This window comes from Aliiroseovarius marinus (genome assembly GCF_004360145.1).
GTDB lineage: Bacteria > Pseudomonadota > Alphaproteobacteria > Rhodobacterales > Rhodobacteraceae > Aliiroseovarius > Aliiroseovarius marinus.
This window is the reverse complement of sequence record NZ_ML178716.1, coordinates 62073-78361: the sequence shown is the minus strand read 5'-3', so window position 1 is coordinate 78361 and position 16289 is coordinate 62073. Positions and strand designations below refer to the sequence as shown.

Annotated in this window: 17 protein-coding genes; 8 read left to right on the top strand and 9 right to left on the bottom strand. The window is 60.3% G+C overall.

Annotation, left to right across the window (positions count from 1 at the left end; genetic code table 11):
• The first annotated feature begins 23 nt into the window (after positions 1 to 23).
• From EOL43_RS07705 to EOL43_RS07695, 3 genes are read left to right on the top strand one after another with little or no spacing between them, the layout of a single operon-like run.
• Positions 24 to 704, top strand: coding sequence for a molecular chaperone DjiA (locus tag EOL43_RS07705; RefSeq protein ID WP_133487211.1), 681 nt, complete (start codon positions 24 to 26; stop codon positions 702 to 704).
• On the top strand, positions 704 to 1729 hold the full coding sequence (locus tag EOL43_RS07700; RefSeq protein ID WP_133487209.1) for an endonuclease/exonuclease/phosphatase family protein: 1026 nt from the start codon (positions 704 to 706) through the stop codon (positions 1727 to 1729). The genes EOL43_RS07705 and EOL43_RS07700 overlap by 1 nt, the downstream gene beginning before the upstream one ends.
• Positions 1730 to 1765: 36 nt before the next feature.
• Positions 1766 to 2089 (top strand): AAA+ family ATPase, encoded by a 324-nt coding sequence (locus EOL43_RS07695; protein ID WP_133487207.1) that lies wholly within the window; start codon positions 1766 to 1768, stop codon positions 2087 to 2089.
• Here the strand turns inward: EOL43_RS07695 and EOL43_RS07690 are convergent.
• Genes EOL43_RS07690 through EOL43_RS07675 form a run of 4 tightly spaced genes read right to left on the bottom strand, consistent with a single transcriptional unit; the run spans position 2086 to position 7692 of the window.
• Positions 2086 to 3630, bottom strand: coding sequence for a Ppx/GppA family phosphatase (locus tag EOL43_RS07690; RefSeq protein ID WP_133487205.1), 1545 nt, complete (start codon positions 3628 to 3630; stop codon positions 2086 to 2088). The two genes, EOL43_RS07695 and EOL43_RS07690, sit on opposite strands and share 4 nt — an antisense overlap.
• A 50-nt stretch (positions 3631 to 3680) precedes the next feature.
• A complete protein-coding gene (locus tag EOL43_RS07685) occupies positions 3681 to 5879 on the bottom strand; it encodes an RNA degradosome polyphosphate kinase (RefSeq protein WP_133487203.1) in 2199 nt (732 codons plus the stop codon).
• 41 nt (positions 5880 to 5920) lie between these two features.
• Positions 5921 to 6604, bottom strand: coding sequence for an HdaA/DnaA family protein (locus EOL43_RS07680; RefSeq protein ID WP_133487201.1), 684 nt, complete (start codon positions 6602 to 6604; stop codon positions 5921 to 5923).
• On the bottom strand, positions 6604 to 7692 hold the full coding sequence (locus EOL43_RS07675) for an AI-2E family transporter (protein ID WP_133487199.1): 1089 nt from the start codon (positions 7690 to 7692) through the stop codon (positions 6604 to 6606). The genes EOL43_RS07680 and EOL43_RS07675 overlap by 1 nt, the downstream gene beginning before the upstream one ends.
• A gap of 178 nt (positions 7693 to 7870) precedes the next feature.
• Between EOL43_RS07675 and EOL43_RS07670 the strand changes: the two genes are divergently transcribed.
• On the top strand, positions 7871 to 8062 hold the full coding sequence (locus tag EOL43_RS07670; protein ID WP_133487197.1) for a hypothetical protein: 192 nt from the start codon (positions 7871 to 7873) through the stop codon (positions 8060 to 8062).
• Here EOL43_RS07670 and EOL43_RS07665 read toward each other — a convergent pair whose 3' ends face one another.
• Positions 8063 to 9427: an FAD-dependent oxidoreductase gene (locus tag EOL43_RS07665; protein WP_133487196.1), complete on the bottom strand. Its 1365-nt coding sequence runs from the start codon at positions 9425 to 9427 to the stop codon at positions 8063 to 8065.
• Between the two features lie 161 nt (positions 9428 to 9588).
• Here EOL43_RS07665 and proS point away from each other — a divergent pair, with 161 nt between their 5' ends.
• Both proS and EOL43_RS07655 read left to right on the top strand, forming a co-directional pair.
• The gene (gene proS / locus EOL43_RS07660; RefSeq protein ID WP_133487194.1) at positions 9589 to 10941 is read left to right on the top strand and encodes a proline--tRNA ligase; all 1353 of its coding nucleotides are present in this window, start codon (positions 9589 to 9591) and stop codon (positions 10939 to 10941) included.
• Between the two features lie 147 nt (positions 10942 to 11088).
• Positions 11089 to 11574 (top strand): DUF2937 family protein, encoded by a 486-nt coding sequence (locus tag EOL43_RS07655; protein WP_133487192.1) that lies wholly within the window; start codon positions 11089 to 11091, stop codon positions 11572 to 11574.
• A 28-nt stretch (positions 11575 to 11602) separates the two neighbouring features.
• Here the strand turns inward: EOL43_RS07655 and EOL43_RS07650 are convergent, their stop codons facing one another.
• The 4 genes from EOL43_RS07650 to EOL43_RS07635 form a co-directional block, all read right to left on the bottom strand.
• Positions 11603 to 12319, bottom strand: coding sequence for an outer membrane protein (locus EOL43_RS07650; protein ID WP_133487190.1), 717 nt, complete (start codon positions 12317 to 12319; stop codon positions 11603 to 11605).
• 233 nt (positions 12320 to 12552) lie between these two features.
• Complete coding sequence (locus EOL43_RS07645) at positions 12553 to 13629, bottom strand: 5-(carboxyamino)imidazole ribonucleotide synthase (RefSeq protein ID WP_133487188.1); 1077 nt, start codon at positions 13627 to 13629, stop codon at positions 12553 to 12555.
• Entirely contained in the window at positions 13622 to 14110 is a 489-nt protein-coding gene (purE, locus tag EOL43_RS07640; protein WP_133487186.1) for a 5-(carboxyamino)imidazole ribonucleotide mutase, read from the bottom strand. The genes EOL43_RS07645 and purE overlap by 8 nt, the downstream gene beginning before the upstream one ends.
• Positions 14111 to 14186: 76 nt before the next feature.
• Positions 14187 to 14405: a YdcH family protein gene (locus EOL43_RS07635; RefSeq protein ID WP_108855770.1), complete on the bottom strand. Its 219-nt coding sequence runs from the start codon at positions 14403 to 14405 to the stop codon at positions 14187 to 14189.
• Positions 14406 to 14565: 160 nt separating this feature from the next.
• Here EOL43_RS07635 and EOL43_RS07630 point away from each other — a divergent pair, with 160 nt between their 5' ends.
• Both EOL43_RS07630 and EOL43_RS07625 read left to right on the top strand, forming a co-directional pair.
• Complete coding sequence (locus EOL43_RS07630; RefSeq protein ID WP_133487185.1) at positions 14566 to 14979, top strand: Hsp20 family protein; 414 nt, start codon at positions 14566 to 14568, stop codon at positions 14977 to 14979.
• A gap of 87 nt (positions 14980 to 15066) precedes the next feature.
• Positions 15067 to 16173 (top strand): endonuclease/exonuclease/phosphatase family protein, encoded by a 1107-nt coding sequence (locus EOL43_RS07625; protein ID WP_133487183.1) that lies wholly within the window; start codon positions 15067 to 15069, stop codon positions 16171 to 16173.
• Positions 16174 to 16289: the final 116 nt, after the last annotated feature.

The following is a 16289-nucleotide window of genomic DNA, read 5'->3' as shown; positions in this document are numbered from 1 at the left end:
GCGAAAGCCGCTAACACTGCCTTATGTCTATCTGGTCCCGTATCTCCGACGCGCTGTCCGCGCTTGCCAAGGGCGAAAGCCTGTCAGACGTGTTCTCGCATCTGCGCACGCCGCCGGAACGCTCGGCGGGTTTTGCGATTGCTGTGATTGCGCTGGGCGCGAAGATGGCCAAAGCGGATGGGCTGGTCACGCGGGACGAGGTCTCGGCCTTTCGCGAGGTCTTTACCATCCCGCAATCCGAGGAAAAGAACGCAGCGCGCCTGTTCAATCTGGCCCGCACGGATGTCGCCGGCTTTGAACTGTACGCCCAGCGGGTTGCGGCGATGTTTGGCCCCGACGATCCGGCGCTCTGCGACTTAATGGAGGGGCTTTTCCACATCGCGCTGGCCGATGGTGAATATCACCCCGGCGAAAATGCGTATCTGGAAGAGGTCGCGCGGATTTTCGGCATGCCCGAAGAACGCTTTTCGGCACTGCGCTCGCGCATGGTGCCGGACGAACATCCCGACCCCTACCAGGTGCTTGGCGTGACACGCGACACTCCGCTGGCTGAAATCCGCAAGGTCTGGCGCAACGAGGTGCGCGAAAGCCATCCCGACCGAATGATCGCCCGTGGCGTTCCCGAAGAAGCGGTCAAGCTTGCTGAAAAACGTCTGATCGCGGTCAATCGGGCCTGGGATGAGATCAACGCGGGGCAAGGGTAATGCGGATCGCGACTTATAACGTTGAGTGGTTCGATAACCTCTTTGATGACGAGGGCATTCCGCTTGTCGATAATGGTTGGTCTGGTCGCCAGGACGTCACCCGCGCAGCCCAGTGGAACGCAGTGGGGAAGGTGTTTCAAGCGTTAGATGCGGACGCCGTGATGATCATCGAAGCACCGGATCAAAGCCGCAGACGTGATACCGTTCCCGCGCTTGAAACATTTGCGGAAGCATTCGGTCTTCGCGCGCGCAAGGCGATGATCGGCTTTGCCAATGACACGCAACAGGAAATCGCGCTGCTGTATGATCCGCGTGTGATCAGCGCGCGCCACGACCCGCTGGGGGCCGAGAACGTGGAAGACGCTTATGCAGCGCCTCGGTTCGACAGCAGTTTTGAACTGGATCTGGACACCGATGCCACGCCCGAGGTCGTCGTGTTCTCGAAACCCCCGCTTGAGGTCGCCATGACTCACCGCGAAAGCGGCAAAGAGCTGCGCCTGATCGGTGTGCATGCCAAGTCGAAAGCCCCCCATGGGGCGCGTGGCGCGGCCGAGGTCATGCGTGTTGCGATCGAAAACCGCCGCAAGCAGATGGCGCAGTGTATCTGGATCCGAAAGCGCGTGGATGAACATCTTGGCGTTGGCGAGCCACTGATCGTCTTGGGCGATTTCAACGACGGTCCGGGGCTGGATGAATATGAAAAGCTGTTCGGCCGTTCGGGGGTCGAGGTCGTGCTGGGGGAAAACGGTGCCCCCTGCATGTATGACCCCCATGCCCGCATGGCTTTGCTGCAACGCACGGGCGCACGCCCGACGACATCGCGGTTCTATATCGCGAAGGAAAAGCGGTATCTGCAGGCGCTTCTGGACTATATCATGGTGTCCCCGGACCTGTTGGCGACCAAACCCAACTGGCGCATTTGGCACCCGTTTGATGACTCGCTTTGCTATCAGAATAAGGCCCTGCGCGAGGCGCTGTTGACGGCCTCGGACCATTTCCCGGTGTCGATTGATCTGAGGCTGTGATCTTCAATTCTGGATAGGATCGCCTACATGTGTCTTATGAAACAGATTGCGACATCCACCGCCCTTGCCGTGCTTCTGGCGACCACGCCTGCCTTTGCGGAGGACGACACGCCGCCGGATAATCCCGAGCTTACCGAAGGGGCCGAGCTGTTGAACCGGGGTTTTCAGCTGCTATTGGAAGGGCTTGCCAACGAATTGGAACCGATGGCGGACGAGTGGGCCGAAGGTTGGGCCGATCTGGTGGAGAGATTTGGCGACATGCAGGTCTATCACCCGCCGGAAGTGCTGCCCAATGGCGACATTATCATCCGCCGCCGCATCCCGCTTGATCCGCCCGCGCCGGGTGAAACTGATATTTAACCGCGCTTCTTTTTAACAATGGGCGTGGCGTCTAGCGCGTCAGCGAGAGTCTGGAAGCGTGCTTCGGCCACTTCCCCAAACAACCCATCGGCCTCTTTGCGCAGGATCAGCACCAGCTCGCGTTTTTTCGGGAACCAGCGCAGTTCGGCCAAACGGGTCGGATCCTCGACCGAGAACATGGCCCCGAAGCGCATCGCCTTACCCAGTACCTCGGCGCGGGCCAGCATCTTTTCGGGCAGGATCTCGAAAAGCGGCGCAAAGTGCGATCCGTCGCGATTGTTCTTGTAGCGATGCAGAAGGGCCAGCCCCAGGAACACACGCTGTTCATGGGTCAATCCGCCCAGGTTGGCGCGGGTGGCGTTGTCGAAACAAACCTCGTGCCGGTAATCTGGGTGCGCGCGCCAGCTGACGTCATGCAGCAGGCAGGCGGCGCGGATGATGCGCAGATCTTCGGGTTTTAGCGACTTGTAAAGCGGCGTCAGAAAGCGAAACAGCGCCTTGCCGAAACCCGGATTGCGCGCGTCCTTCTTTTCCGCGTGATAGCAGGCCTCGATCAACGGATCGCGTTTGCGCAGCCGGTCTGGCATCTGTTCATAGAGCAGCCCCTCGCGGATCCCGTAGGAGCTAACGGCGATCTCTTTCGGGCGGAACACATGCATCAGGCGTTTCAGAACCTGTGCAGCGATCGGCACCAACGCCATACGAGCCGAGGACGTGCCAGTGCGCTGGCGCACCTCGTCCAGATCGACCTCGTCTATCCATTTCAACGTCTTGGACAGCGACTTCGGGGTCATCCGGTATTCGTGCAGAACGGTCAGCGGGTAACCGCGGCGCTCCATGTCCAGACGAGCGATAGCACGCCACGATCCACCCACAAGGAACAGGCGCTTGTGATCGGTGCCCATTTCGTCGGCGAGTTCGTCCACGACGCGCGCGATCTCGGCCTTTAAGCCCTTTTTGCCGCCGGGCACACCCGCCAGCTTCAGCGGTCCAAGGGGCGAGGTCACACGCTTGCCGACCTCTCCGTCCCGGATATGGGCCAGTTCCAAAGACGAGCCGCCGATGTCGCACATCAGGCCTTGGGCGTCCGGCCAGCCAAGCAACACGCCTTGCGCAGACAGGCGGGCCTCTTCTTCGCCGTCGATGACGTAAAGCTCTAGCCCGGTTTCGCGCAACACCTGCGCGCGGAAGTCCGGGCCGTCCTCTGCATCGCGCACGGCGGCGGTGGCCACAGCCGAGAGTGGTCCAAGGTTCATGCCGTCCGCCAAGCGTTGGAAGCGTTTGATTGCGGACAGGGCACGTTCACGACCTTCCGGGTGCAGATGGCCGGTCTCAGAAATGCCGCGGCCCAAACCACAGAGGATCTTTTCGTTGAAGAAATAGGCCGGCGAGCGGGCCGCGCCGTCAAACACCACCAAACGGACCGAGTTCGACCCCACATCCACCACGCCAACGCGGCTCAGCCTGCGGGCCGAGGGGTCGTCAAACAGTGGTCGTCCAAACGGGCCCCAATCGTCCCCGGTATCGCCACGTCCGTCCATAGAATCCCCCCGTGTCAGTGAGTGTACTCTAGCGGTGCATCCGACATTACTCAATCTTGTGAGTGCGTTAGTTCCGGCACATCCGACGCCCCGGCAGAGCCGCGGCCCGATAGGGACGGGTTTTCCATGAAGAAGCGGTGGCAGTTGAACGGGTGTTCGATTGCATCAAGGTCAGCGCGGGTGAATTTGCCGTCCGGCCCCATCACCCAGCTTTGCGCCACATCGGCAAGGTTCGCGGCCATGATCTGGCTAACGATCTGGGCCTTTACGGTAGCGTTCTTGATCTCGACCAGCGTTTCCACGCGGCGGTTCAGATTTCGGCCCATCCAGTCGGCAGACGACATATAAACGCGCGCCTTTTTCGACGGCAGCCCGTGCCCGTTGCCGAAGCACACAATGCGCGAGTGTTCCAGGAAACGGCCAACGATGGATTTCACGCGGATGTTCTCGGACAGGCCTTTGATGCCCGGACGCAGCCCGCAGATGCCACGGACCACAAGGCTGATCTTCACGCCCGCCTGCGACGCCTCATATAGCGCATCGATCACGTCTGGTTCGACCAGCGAGTTCATCTTGGCCCAAATCTGTGCAGGTTTGCCCGCCTTGGCATATTCGGCTTCTTCGTTGATCCGTTTGATCAGCGTCGACTTCAGATCCAATGGCGAAATAGAGAGGTTTTCGAGGCTTTGCGGCTCGGCGTAACCGGACAGATAGTTGAAGACCCGCGTGGCGTCGCGCCCCAGTGCTGTGTCACAGGTGAACAGGCTGAGGTCGGTATAAATCCGTGCCGTAATAGGGTGATAGTTGCCGGTGCCATAGTGGGTATAGGTGACCAGCTCGTCCCCTTCACGACGCACCACGGTCGAGATCTTGGCGTGGGTTTTGTAGTTGATGAAGCCATAGGTTACATGCGCGCCCGCGCGTTCAAGGCGGCGGGACTGGCGGATGTTGGCGGCTTCATCAAATCGGGCTTTCAGCTCGACCAGGGCGGTGACGGATTTGCCGTCTTCTGCAGCTTCGCACAGCGCTTTCACGATCGGGCTGTCATGGGACGTGCGATAAAGCGTCTGCTTGATCGCCACCACGTTGGGGTCACGCGCGGCCTGATGCAGGAAGCGGACCACCATGTCGAAGGTTTCGTACGGGTGGTGCAGCAGCATGTCCTTTTGCCGGATCGCGGCGAACATATCGCCCTCGTGGTCCTGCACCCGTTCTGGAACGCGCGGCGCGAAGCTGGGCCACAGCAGATCGGGGCGCTGTTTCAGAACCAGCTCGCCCAGATCGGCCATGCCGATCATACCGATCGCTTCGACAATCTCTTTGCTTGAAATGCGCAGCTCGCGTTTGATCATGGACAGAAGGGCCGAGGGGGCGCCGGCAGTGATTTTCAGGCGGACAACTTCGCCCCGGCGGCGGCGCTTCAGGGCGGTTTCGAACTCGCGTACCAGATCTTCAGCTTCGTCTTCGACTTCCAGATCGCTATCGCGCAGGATGCGGAAAGCGCAGTGGCCTTTTTCGACATAGCCGGGGAAGAGCTGGCCCAGATGTTCCAGCAGCAGATCTTCCAACGGCAGGAAGCGGTACTGGCCCTCTTCGGCGGGCAGGGGGACGAAGCGGTCGATCTGGTGCGGGATCGGCAGCAGCGCTTTCAGCTTCTGTTTGTCCTTGGTGCGCTCCAGCTGTAGCGCCAGCGAGAAGCCCGTGTTCGGGATGAACGGAAACGGGTGGGCCGGGTCAATGGCCAGCGGGGACAGAACCGGGAACACCTGCGTCAGGAAGACGTGATCCAAATGGGCGCGGTCCGCATCGGTCAGATCTTCGCGGCGGGCGATGATGATGCCCTCGTCGCGCATTTCGCCTGACAGAATTTCAAACACCGATTGCTGACGCGCCATCAGCGCACGGGCGTCGTCATTGATCAGTTCCAATTGTTCTGTCGGGGAAAGGCCGTCGGCGGCGGGGGTCGTTACACCTTCGCGGACCAACTCGCGCAGACCGGCGACGCGCACGGTATAAAACTCATCCAAATTGGTTGCCGAAATCGACAGGAACCGCAGCCGTTCCAGCAGGGGGACGCGGGTGTTTTCGGCCTCTTCCAGCACACGCCAGTTGAACCCCAGCCAGCTGAGTTCGCGGTTGAAGAACCGCTTTGAGTCGGCGAACTCCTCGGCGGGCAAGGCGGTTGCGGGCGGGAAATCAGCCGACAGGAAATCGACAAGCGGAAGCTGGGGCGTTTTGGACGTATTCATAACGGCACTCTATCGCGTGAAAGTGTGACGGGAAGGTGACGTTATGCCTCGTTTTCCGGGTCTTTGTCCAGCACGCGTGATGCCAACGCGCGCGTCAATGCGCGCCCTTCTGACAGTGCCGCCTGATCCAGAACCGAGACCAGGCGCGCGGCTTCAGCCAGAGACCGCTCCATCCGCGGCAGCAGATAGTCGATCAGGTTGGCCGGCACGGTGATCTGGCGGTCATGGAATAGTTTGACCAGAACGGCTGACAGCAGCATGTCATCCGGCGGATCAAGGCGGGCCAGCGTCGTGCCCTCCATTCGGCTGCGCAGGTCAGGCAGGGTCAAGCCCCAGCGGGACGGGGCGGTGCGCGCAGTAACCAGCAGCGCGCCACCTTCGGCCAGAACCAGATTGTGCAGATGGAACAGCGCGTTTTCGGCGTCCGCGTCACCCGCAATCTGATCGGCGTCCTCAAGCGCGACAGAATGACCTGCCAGATCCTCGATCCGGGTATGGGGCAGGGCACTTGCGCTCAGGATCCGTGCCCCAGAAAGCCCGGCCCACACGTGGGTTAGATGGGTCTTCCCAGTGCCAGCCTCGCCCGCCAAAACCAGCTTGCGATTGGGCCAGTTCTGCCAGCTTTCGATGGTCGCCATCGCATTGGCGTTTGATGGCGTGACAAGAAAATCATCCAGCCCCTGCGCGGGGCGCGCGGGCAGGTCAAAGGTCAGTTGTTCGGGCATCAGTCAGTCGCGTCCTCGTCCAGCGCGGCTTGGCGGCCTGTAACGCCTTGGTAAAGCCGCCCGGTTTGGTATTTGGCAAGGAAAAAGCGGGTCACGACGCCGATAACGGCCGCCACGGGGACAGCGACCAGCATGCCGACAAACCCAAAGAGCGATCCGAAAACCGACAGGGCAAACATCAGCCAGACCGGGTGCAACCCGACCGAGCCACCCACCAGTTTCGGGGTCAGGATGTTGCCTTCAAGGAACTGTCCCAGCATGAAAATCGCGGCAACGGCTCCAAGGCTCCACCATTCGCCCCAGAACTGGAACAGGCCCAGACCGATGGCCAAGGCGCCGCCGACCAAAGCGCCGACATAGGGGATGAAGGTGATCAGGCCCGCGATGAAGCCAACCACAAGACCGAAGTTCAAACCGACCAGCATCAGGGCGACGGCATAGTAGGTGCCCAGCACGATACAGACAGACCCCTGTCCACGAATGAAGCTGGCAAGGGTGCGGTCGATGTCACTGGCGATCTGGCGAATGGCGGGGCGGTGATCTAGGGGCAAAAGGGCGTCGATTTTCTCGACCATGCGGTCCCAGTCCAGCAGCATGTAGAAGGCAACGACGGGCGTGACGACCAGAAGGATTACGACGTTGATGACGCTCATCGCCGAGGACAATAGCGTGCCCACCAGCTCGCCGCCGCGTTCCTGAATTTTTTGCCCCAGACTTTCCAGCGATTGTCGGATCGTCGAGGTCTCGTCCATCAGCGAGGGAAAGCGCTCGGTCAGGAAAGCTTGCAGCTCGCGCAGCAAATCAGGGGCCGAGTTCGCCAGCGCGATGGCCTGTGACACGAGGGTCGGGATGACCAGAAGGAAGCCCAGGATCACGACCAAGATCGCAAGAAGCGAGATCACGACCGTCGCCAGCACGCGCGACATGCCTGCCTTTTCCAGCCGGTCGGCAACCGGGTCCAGGAAATAGGCAATCGCGCCGCCCAGAATGAAGGGCATGATCACATCGCCCAAAAACCACAGGGCTAAGGCAAAAAGGGCTATGACAATCGACCAGTACTTGGCCTGTGTCTGAACGGGAAGCGGCATACGGGCTCCGGTAAATGAACTTTCTTCTATGTCGCCCAAGCCACCGGGGTTTTCAAGGGGAGGGCGAAATATGTGGATCGTTGCTATCGGCAGGTTATTGCGTCCATTTTCGGTTTCGGCTTGCGTTTTCTCTGCTTGTTAGGGTCAATATCGCCGACAGACCCGGAAAGGACGACCCATGAACAAGACAGCGTTTGCCGCCATCGCCATGTCCCTGCTGCTTGCCGCCTGCGAAGGGCATCAGTACGAACGGAGCGAGCCCGGTGTGACCCTGTCAGGTGAGGCTGGGCTTGGCGTGGTCTATAAAGACGGTAAGATCTCTCCGCACACGACCAAGAAGGTGAAGGTCGGTCTGGGCGGGTCAATTTGATCAGTGAATGCGCACGCCCTGCCGCGTCAGCTCGGCCTGTACGGCAGTGACATCCACCCGATCCAGCGCGACATCTGACTTGATCGACAGCGCAGCAGCGATGCCAGCGCCTTGTCCGGCCACCGCGCAGCAGGCCATGTTGCGTGTGGCGGCGTGGGCGATCTTGTCGCCACCAATGGCGCGGCCTGTCACCAGCAGACCTTCAACCCCTTTGGGCAGCATCGCACGGTACGGCACCTGCATATAGCGACCCGTGGTGGGCAGGATCAGCACGCCGTAGCCGTCAATGAATTCCGGATAGATGCCGATCGTGTCGTCGAACCGGCCCTGCGCGCGGGCGTCTGTTTCGGTCATGTTATAGATCGCATCGATCTTGCGCGTGTCGCGAATGCCGATGGTCATGCCAAAGTTGCGCAGCCGCGCGCCTTCGCAGCCCGGCGTATAGGCACGTAGCGCGTCGATGGCGAGCATCGCCTGCTTGCGCCCCTCGATCTCGCCCTTGGTCATGCTGTCGGGATCCGTTCCGTCAATCCCCGCCAGATGGACGAGGTTCATATAGGTCATCTCGCCGCTGTCATGGACCGCGCCCCATGTGCCGCCAATGGTGTTCAGATGGGGTGGGATCAGACCGTCGCGGATTGCGGCCTCGAACGGTTTGCCAAGGAAGGGCGAGAACATCGCGTCCTCTTTCCCGTCGGTTTCGACCTGCCATTCGCCCGAGGACCAGTCGGCATAGGTTTGCGGATCAGCGCGCACGCCCTCCATGAAGCGCTGCTTGTCGACGCCTGCGATGTGGAACATGACGGATGCCGCCTGCATCTTTTCCACCGGAGTCTTAATCGTCGGCGCGCCCATCATCTGCGCGATATCCGCGTCGCCTGTGGCGTCAACAACGCGTTTGGCCAAGATCGCCTCGCGTCCCGCTTTGCTTTCGACGATCACGCCTGTGATCGCGTTGCCGTCCACGATGGGGGCCACGAACGTGCGGTGGAGCATGGGGTGGATGCCTGCCTCTTCCACCAGTCGGTCCGCCACCAGCTTGAACCCTTCGCTGTCCAGTTCATACGACAGGGACTGGCTTTCCGGGACGGCGGCGCCCATCTCTTTCGCGCGGTCTTCGAATTCGCGCCCGATGCCGCCCGCTTCGACGGTCTGTTCGTGGCGATACCAAGCGAAGCCCTCGACCCCGACGGTGGTGATGTTGCCGCCAAAGCAACCAAAGCGATCCAAGAGCGTCACCTCGACCCCTGCGCGCGCTGCCGCCAAGGCAGCCGCCAACCCACCGGGACCAGAGCCCACCACCAGCACATCAGTGCGGTGAATGATCGGTGTGTGGCGTGCGGGTTCCAGAATGGTGTCGCTCATTGGGGTCTCCTGTTGGTACCGCTAACCTGACACCGGAAATATGGAATGCAATCCCAATAACGACCCGTTCCCGTCGCATTCACGCAAGTGACATTGGACGATTGCCCCGGCCCGTCCAATGGCGTAGACCGCTTGGGACGAATGAATGAACAGAGGTCACTATGCGCCTGTCCCGCTATTTCCTGCCCGTGTTGAAAGAAACTCCGGCAGACGCCCAGATTGTCAGCCACCGTTACATGCTGCGGGCCGGCATGATCAAACAGCAAGCTGCCGGCATCTACACCTGGCTGCCACTGGGCTTCAAAGTCCTGCGCAAGATCGAAAACATCGTGCACGAAGAGCAGATCCGCGCGGGTCACATCCCGATGCAGATGGCCACGATCCAGCCTGCCGACCTGTGGCGCGAAAGTGGTCGCTACGACGATTACGGCGAAGAGATGCTGCGGATCGAGGACCGCCACGGCCGCGACATGCTGTATGGTCCCACCAACGAAGAGGTCATTACCGACGTCTTCCGCTCGAATGTGTCGAGCTATAAGGACCTGCCGCTGACCCTCTATCAAATCCAGTGGAAATTCCGTGACGAGATCCGCCCGCGTTTCGGCGTGATGCGCGGGCGCGAGTTCTACATGAAGGACGGCTACAATTTCGACCTGACCAAGGAAGACGCGCTGCACGCATATAACCGTCACCTTGTCAGCTACCTGCGCACCTACGAACGTATGGGCCTGCAAGCCATCCCGATGCGCGCCGATGGTGGCCCGATTGGCGGCGACTATACGCACGAGTTTTTGGTGCTGGCCGAAACCGGCGAGTCGGAAGTGTTCTATGATAGCGCCGTGACCGATTTGACCTTTGGCGACCGCGAGATCGACTATGATGACGTGGCGCAATGTCAGGGCGTGCTGGAAGAGTTCACCTCGAAATACGCGCGCACGGACGAGACGCATGATGAAGCGATCTTCAACGAGGTTCCCGAGGACCGTCGTCGCGTGGCTCGCGGGATCGAAGTTGGTCAGATCTTCTATTTCGGCACCAAATACTCCGAAGCTATGAACGCCAAAGTGATCGACAGCGAACAGAAACAGGTTCCGGTCCATATGGGCTCGCACGGGATTGGCGTCAGCCGCTTGCTGGGTGCAATCATCGAAGCCTCGCATGACGACAACGGCATCATCTGGCCCGAGGGCGTGACCCCGTTCCACTGTGGTATTGTGAACCTGAAGCAGGGCGATGAAGCTGCCGATGAGGCGTGCGAGGCGCTTTATAAGGCACTGACCAATGCAGGGCTTGAGCCGCTCTATGACGACCGCAAAGAACGCGCTGGCGGCAAGTTCGCGACCATGGACCTGATCGGTTTGCCATGGCGCATCACTGTCGGGCCGCGTGGCTTGAAAAACGGTGTGGTCGAAGTGACCAGCCGCCGCACCGGCGAAAGCGAAGAGATGACGCCGGAAGCGGCCATCGCCAAGATCATCGAGATCTACGAGCCGCACCGTGTGACCGGCCTGTAAGACAAGAAAGCCCTCGGATCTCCGAGGGCTTTTTTCTTGGGGTCGCTTCTGGGGCAGGGGGGACCAACTTCCAATACGGCCCCTTTGACGGGGGAAGCTGCCCTGCGGTAGTGTTGGGAAAACACACCACAGAAGTGAGAGCAGACCATGATCCGTACTCTGGCCATGATTGGCGGCTTGGCAGGCGCCGTGGCGCTTAGCCAATTCCCCGAGTTCACGCAGCAATACATGCAGCGCCTGTCCGGCGCACGGACAGAACTGAAGGTGATCACCACTGGCTTTGACCTGACCGCGAAGGCGGCTGGCTATTCCCGTGAGGAAGCGCTGGATCAGATGAGCGGGTCGGACTTCCAGAATGATCTGCGCGACCAGATGCAGGACAATTTTGACCGCTACGATCGTCTGGATGCGTCCTATGCGGCGCTCAAGGGTACCGAGCCCCTGATGCGCCTGACCAAGCTGTGGCACTTCCGCGATGTGGATCTGGTTGAACGCACGTGGAACGAATACCGCCCGGCCGTACCCGTGACGGCAGACGGCCTTTTATGTGCCGGGATCGGCTATGTTGGCGGTTGGTTGATCGTGTCGCTGCTTCTGGGGGCATTTCTGCGCCCCTTCCGCAGGCTGGCCTAAGCGCGCCATTCAAGGCGCGCCACTTGGCTTAGAAGTTGTAGTTCACACCCAGCTTGATCGTGTGGAACAGCGGCGTTGCAATTGTGGTGCTTCCCGCACCATCCGTCAGTTCGTCCTTGCCGAAATTGACGTATTCATATTCGCCGGTCAGGGTCCACCGATCCGAAAGCGGACGCTCGAAGCCCACGCCAAGGATGTAGCCGTTGGTCGAGTAAGTGTCATTGAAGGACACCGGGCCACCTGCACCCGTGCCTGAGACGACGTAGTCAAACTCGGCGCGCGACAGGCCAACGGTTCCGTAGATGAACGAGTCAAAGAATTTCGAGGCAACGCCTGCTTTCAAGCGAACCGAAAGCGCGTGGTTCAGTTTTGTCGACCCGCTGTAGCCTCCGTTTGTGAAGTCGTCTTCCACTTGTCCGCCTTCAACGGCGATCTCGCTGCCAACAACGAAGTCGTTGAACTGCCAGCGATAGCCGGCGCGCAGGGATACGGCGAGGCCGCTGATGTCCAGCTCTCCGGCGCTAAAGGAAGGGCTGGCTACAGGGTCAATCCCGACCCGGTCGCCACCAGCGAAATGATATCCAAGGGCGCCCCCAACATAGGCACCTTGCCACGGCTTGCTGTCTTCCACGGCGAGGGTGGTAACAGGCGTTTCGATCAGGGGATCACTAAGGGATCCGGCTTGTGCGGTTCCAGCTGAGAAAAGGACGGTGGCACAGGTCAACAGGCAGGCAGACTTCATCATCGGTAGTACTCGTATTTAATCGCAGAAAGAAGATTGCCCTTTTTTATATACAAAATGTTGATGTGGGAACTAATAATTTGGCCATATCTGGTGCGGTGTGGCGTATCGCCCATTTGGGGGCGGTATTGTCGCGGAGGGATACGCAAAGGTGGTTTTGCGTCAAAACTGTTGACGAAAAAAAGAAAATCGCCCGCTGATCTCTCGCGGGCGATCTGTGTTTCATTGTATTGGGATTAGCTTTGGCGGGGCGTGATGCGATTCACGTGGCCCATTTTGCGCCCGGGTTTCACCTCGGCCTTGCCGTAGAGGTGAAGCGAGGCGTTGCCTTCCTTGGCAATGTCAGCCACCCGATCCATGTCGTCACCGATCAGATTTTCCATCACAACGTCGGCATAGCGCGAGCCGTCGCCCAGAGGCCAACCGGCCACGGCGCGGATGTGCTGTTCGAACTGATCAATGGTGCAGCCCTGCTGGGTCCAGTGGCCCGAGTTATGCACGCGCGGGGCAATCTCGTTCACGATCAGCCCTTGCGGCGTGACAAACAGCTCGACCCCCATGACGCCAACATAGTCCAGCGCGTTCAGGATGTTTGCGGCCAAAAGCACCGCGTCCATCCGCTGCGACGCGGTCAGGTTGGCAGGCACCGTCGTGGTGTCCAGAATGCCGTCCTTGTGGATGTTCTCGCCGGGATCGAAACAGGCGACGTCGCCGCCGGTGCCACGCGCGGCGATCACGCTGACCTCGTGGCTGAAATTCACAAAGCCTTCCAGCACGGCGGGCGCGCCCTGCATGTCGGCTAGTGCCGCGTCGGCATCCGCATCCGATTTCAGCCGTGCCTGTCCCTTACCGTCATAGCCAAAGCGGCGGGTTTTCAGGATCGAGGGCGCGCCGATCTGCGCAACCGCAGCGGCCATATCCTCGGCGCTTTCCACGTTTGCATAGGGCGCGACCTTCAGGCCCAGACCGGACAGGAAGTCCTTCTCGGTCAAGCGGTCCTGGCTGACGCGCAGCGCCTCGCGACCTGGGCGGATCGGTTTGTGCGCTTCCAGCGCGTCCAGCGCGGTGGTGGGGATGTTTTCGAATTCATAGGTGATGACATCGACGGAAGCAGCAAACGCTTCAAGCGCGGCGATGTCGTCATAGCCTGCGGTAGTCACACGGTCGGCGACCTGACCGGCTGGCGGGTTGGCGCCCGGCTCAAAGATGTGGGTCTTGAAGCCCAGACGGGACGCCGCGACCGACAGCATGCGGCCAAGCTGGCCGCCGCCAAGAATACCAATCGTGGCGCCTGTTTGCAGCATATCAGTCATCCGAGGGCTCATCCGGGATCGAGGCCGACAGCGCGTCACGCCACGCGTCCAACCGGGTTGCAAGATCCGCGTCCGACACGGCCAGAATGCCCGCCGCCATCAGACCCGCATTGGCAGCACCAGCCGCTCCGATGGCCATGGTGGCGACCGGGAAGCCCTTGGGCATCTGCACGATGGAATAGAGGCTGTCGACACCGGAAAGTGCACGCGTCTGCACCGGCACGCCCACAACAGGAACGCGGGTTTTCGACGCCATCATGCCGGGCAGGTGCGCCGCGCCACCTGCGCCTGCGATGATCACATGCAGCCCGCGATCCGCTGCGGTCTTGCCGTAGTCCCACAAGCGGTCCGGAGTGCGGTGCGCCGAGACGATCTTGGTCTCATAGGCGATGCCCAGCTCGTCCAAAATGGTGGCGGCTTCTTTCATCGTGGGCCAGTCCGACTGGCTGCCCATAATGATCCCGACTTTCACGTCCGTCATGTGTCCCTCGCATCCCTTGCGTCAGTTGGCGTTTCCTTACAGGCTTCACGCCCTGCGATGCAATGCTGCGTTGCAATCAGGCGATGATATCCGGGGTCAATTTGTCCTCGATCCGGGCGATTTTGTCTTTCAGGGCCAATTTCTGCTTTTTCAAGCGACGCAGGCGCAACTGATCCGCCCGCCCGCTTTCCTCAAGCGCGTGGATGGCTTCGTCCAGATCCCGGTGTTCGGCGCGGAAGACCTCGAGCTCCACGCGGAGCACGTCGTCGGTCTTCATTTCTTTGGCATTGCTCATGTGCGAGTCAGTCTCGTGAGTGGTTGCCTGACCATAACGTCTGCCGGGGGGGGTCGCCAAGCAAAAGCCGCCTTGCAACTGATTGGAGGGACACCCATATTCAAGATGTGGTCGCCTGCGGGGGCCATATCAAACGTGTCGCTTATTCAAGGACGTGTCGATGACAAAAGTAAGCTTGGGAACGCATCCCTTTCTGTTGGGCTTTGAACAGCTAGAGCGCATGGTCGAACAGGCCGCGAAATCCGGCAAGGACGGCTATCCCCCCTTCAATATCGAACAGGTCTCGGACCGGGCCTATCGGATCACGCTGGCCGTGGCTGGGTTTGCGGATGACGATCTGTCGATCACGGTCGAGAACGCCAAGCTGGTGATCCGCGGATCGCAGGGCGACACACATGAAGGCCGGGTGTACCTGCACCGGGGCATCGCATCGCGCCAGTTCATGAAAAGCTTCGTGCTGGCCGAAGGGGTCGAGGTTGTGGGCGCCAAAACCGAAAACGGGCTTCTGCATATCGATCTTGAACGGGCCGAGCCAGAGACTGTGGTGCAGACCATCACGATCAACAAAGCCTAGGTCAAAAAGGGCGAACCTCTCCCCCTGTCATGCAATCGCATAGAATCATGCTATTCTTCCTGAAGTTGATTTCAGGAGGACTTTGCCATGGCCCGTGCGAATATGCGCGATTTAAGCTTCGCGACGATCAATCTTTTCAATCTACAGGTTCCCGGCGGGATTACCTATTCCAACCGTCCGCATATCGAGGACGACGCCGAAGGCCGCGCCCATTACCAGCGCAAGATCAAGTGGACTGCCGCGCGCCTGAAAGAGGTCGACGCCGAAATCATCGCCTTTCAGGAGCTCTGGTCCGTTGTCGCCTTACGCGAATGTTTCGCCGAGGCGGGGCTGACCAATGACTATGACCTCGTGGCGCGGGACGCGCCGGGGCGGGGGCGGCCTCAGGTTGCTTTGGCGGTGCGCAAGGATCGGGACGGCAACGCGCAGCTGGTCGATGGCGGCTGGCACGCGGATTTCCCGCCGCAGTTCCGGTTCGACAAGGTGCGCGAGACTGCTGGGGCCGAAGAAGAGGTCACCATCACCATCAACAAATTCTCGCGGCCCTTGCTGGTGGCGCGGATCCAGCCCGAAGGCACTGGCCCCAAGCCGCCCGAAGTGCGCGTGGTGGTGGCGCATCTGAAATCCAAAGGCCCGGCCCGCGTGTCCTTCGCGCAGCCGCAACCCCTGATCCTGCAACACCACGCCAAACACGCGAAATCGTCACTGGCCCATATCCGCCGCGTGATGGAGGCCGGTGCGCTGCGGGTGCTTCTGGATGGTTGGATGAAGTCCGAAGACGAAGACGACATCTCGCCCACCATCGTGATGGGTGACCTGAACGACGACACAATGTCGGTGACGAACGAGCTGATTTCGGACCAACCGACCTATCGCATGGTGCAGAAAAGCCGCGCGGGGCTGACCTCCGATAAGGGCCTCTATTCCGTCGAACGGCTGCAACAATACCGATCCATGCGGCATGTCTATTACACCCATGTTTACAAGCATAAGCGCGAAAGCCTCGACCATATTCTGGTCAGCGAGGAATTCTACGACCACTCGCGCAAGCGCCTGTGGTCCTTCCGCGAGATGGAGGTGATCAACGACCACCTGAACCGCGAGAGCTTTGAAGAGGAACTGGGCGCGTCTGACCACGGGATCGTCAAAGCCTATTTCGACTGGAACCCAATGCCGGATGGGCTGAGCACCTAGCGCCCCTCATTTTCTTGCCCCAAATATCCTGGGGGAGTGTGAAGGCCAAACGGCCTTCACGCGGGGGCAAAGCCCCACAACAAAAAGCCCGGCGCAATGGCCGGGCTTTTCTTTGG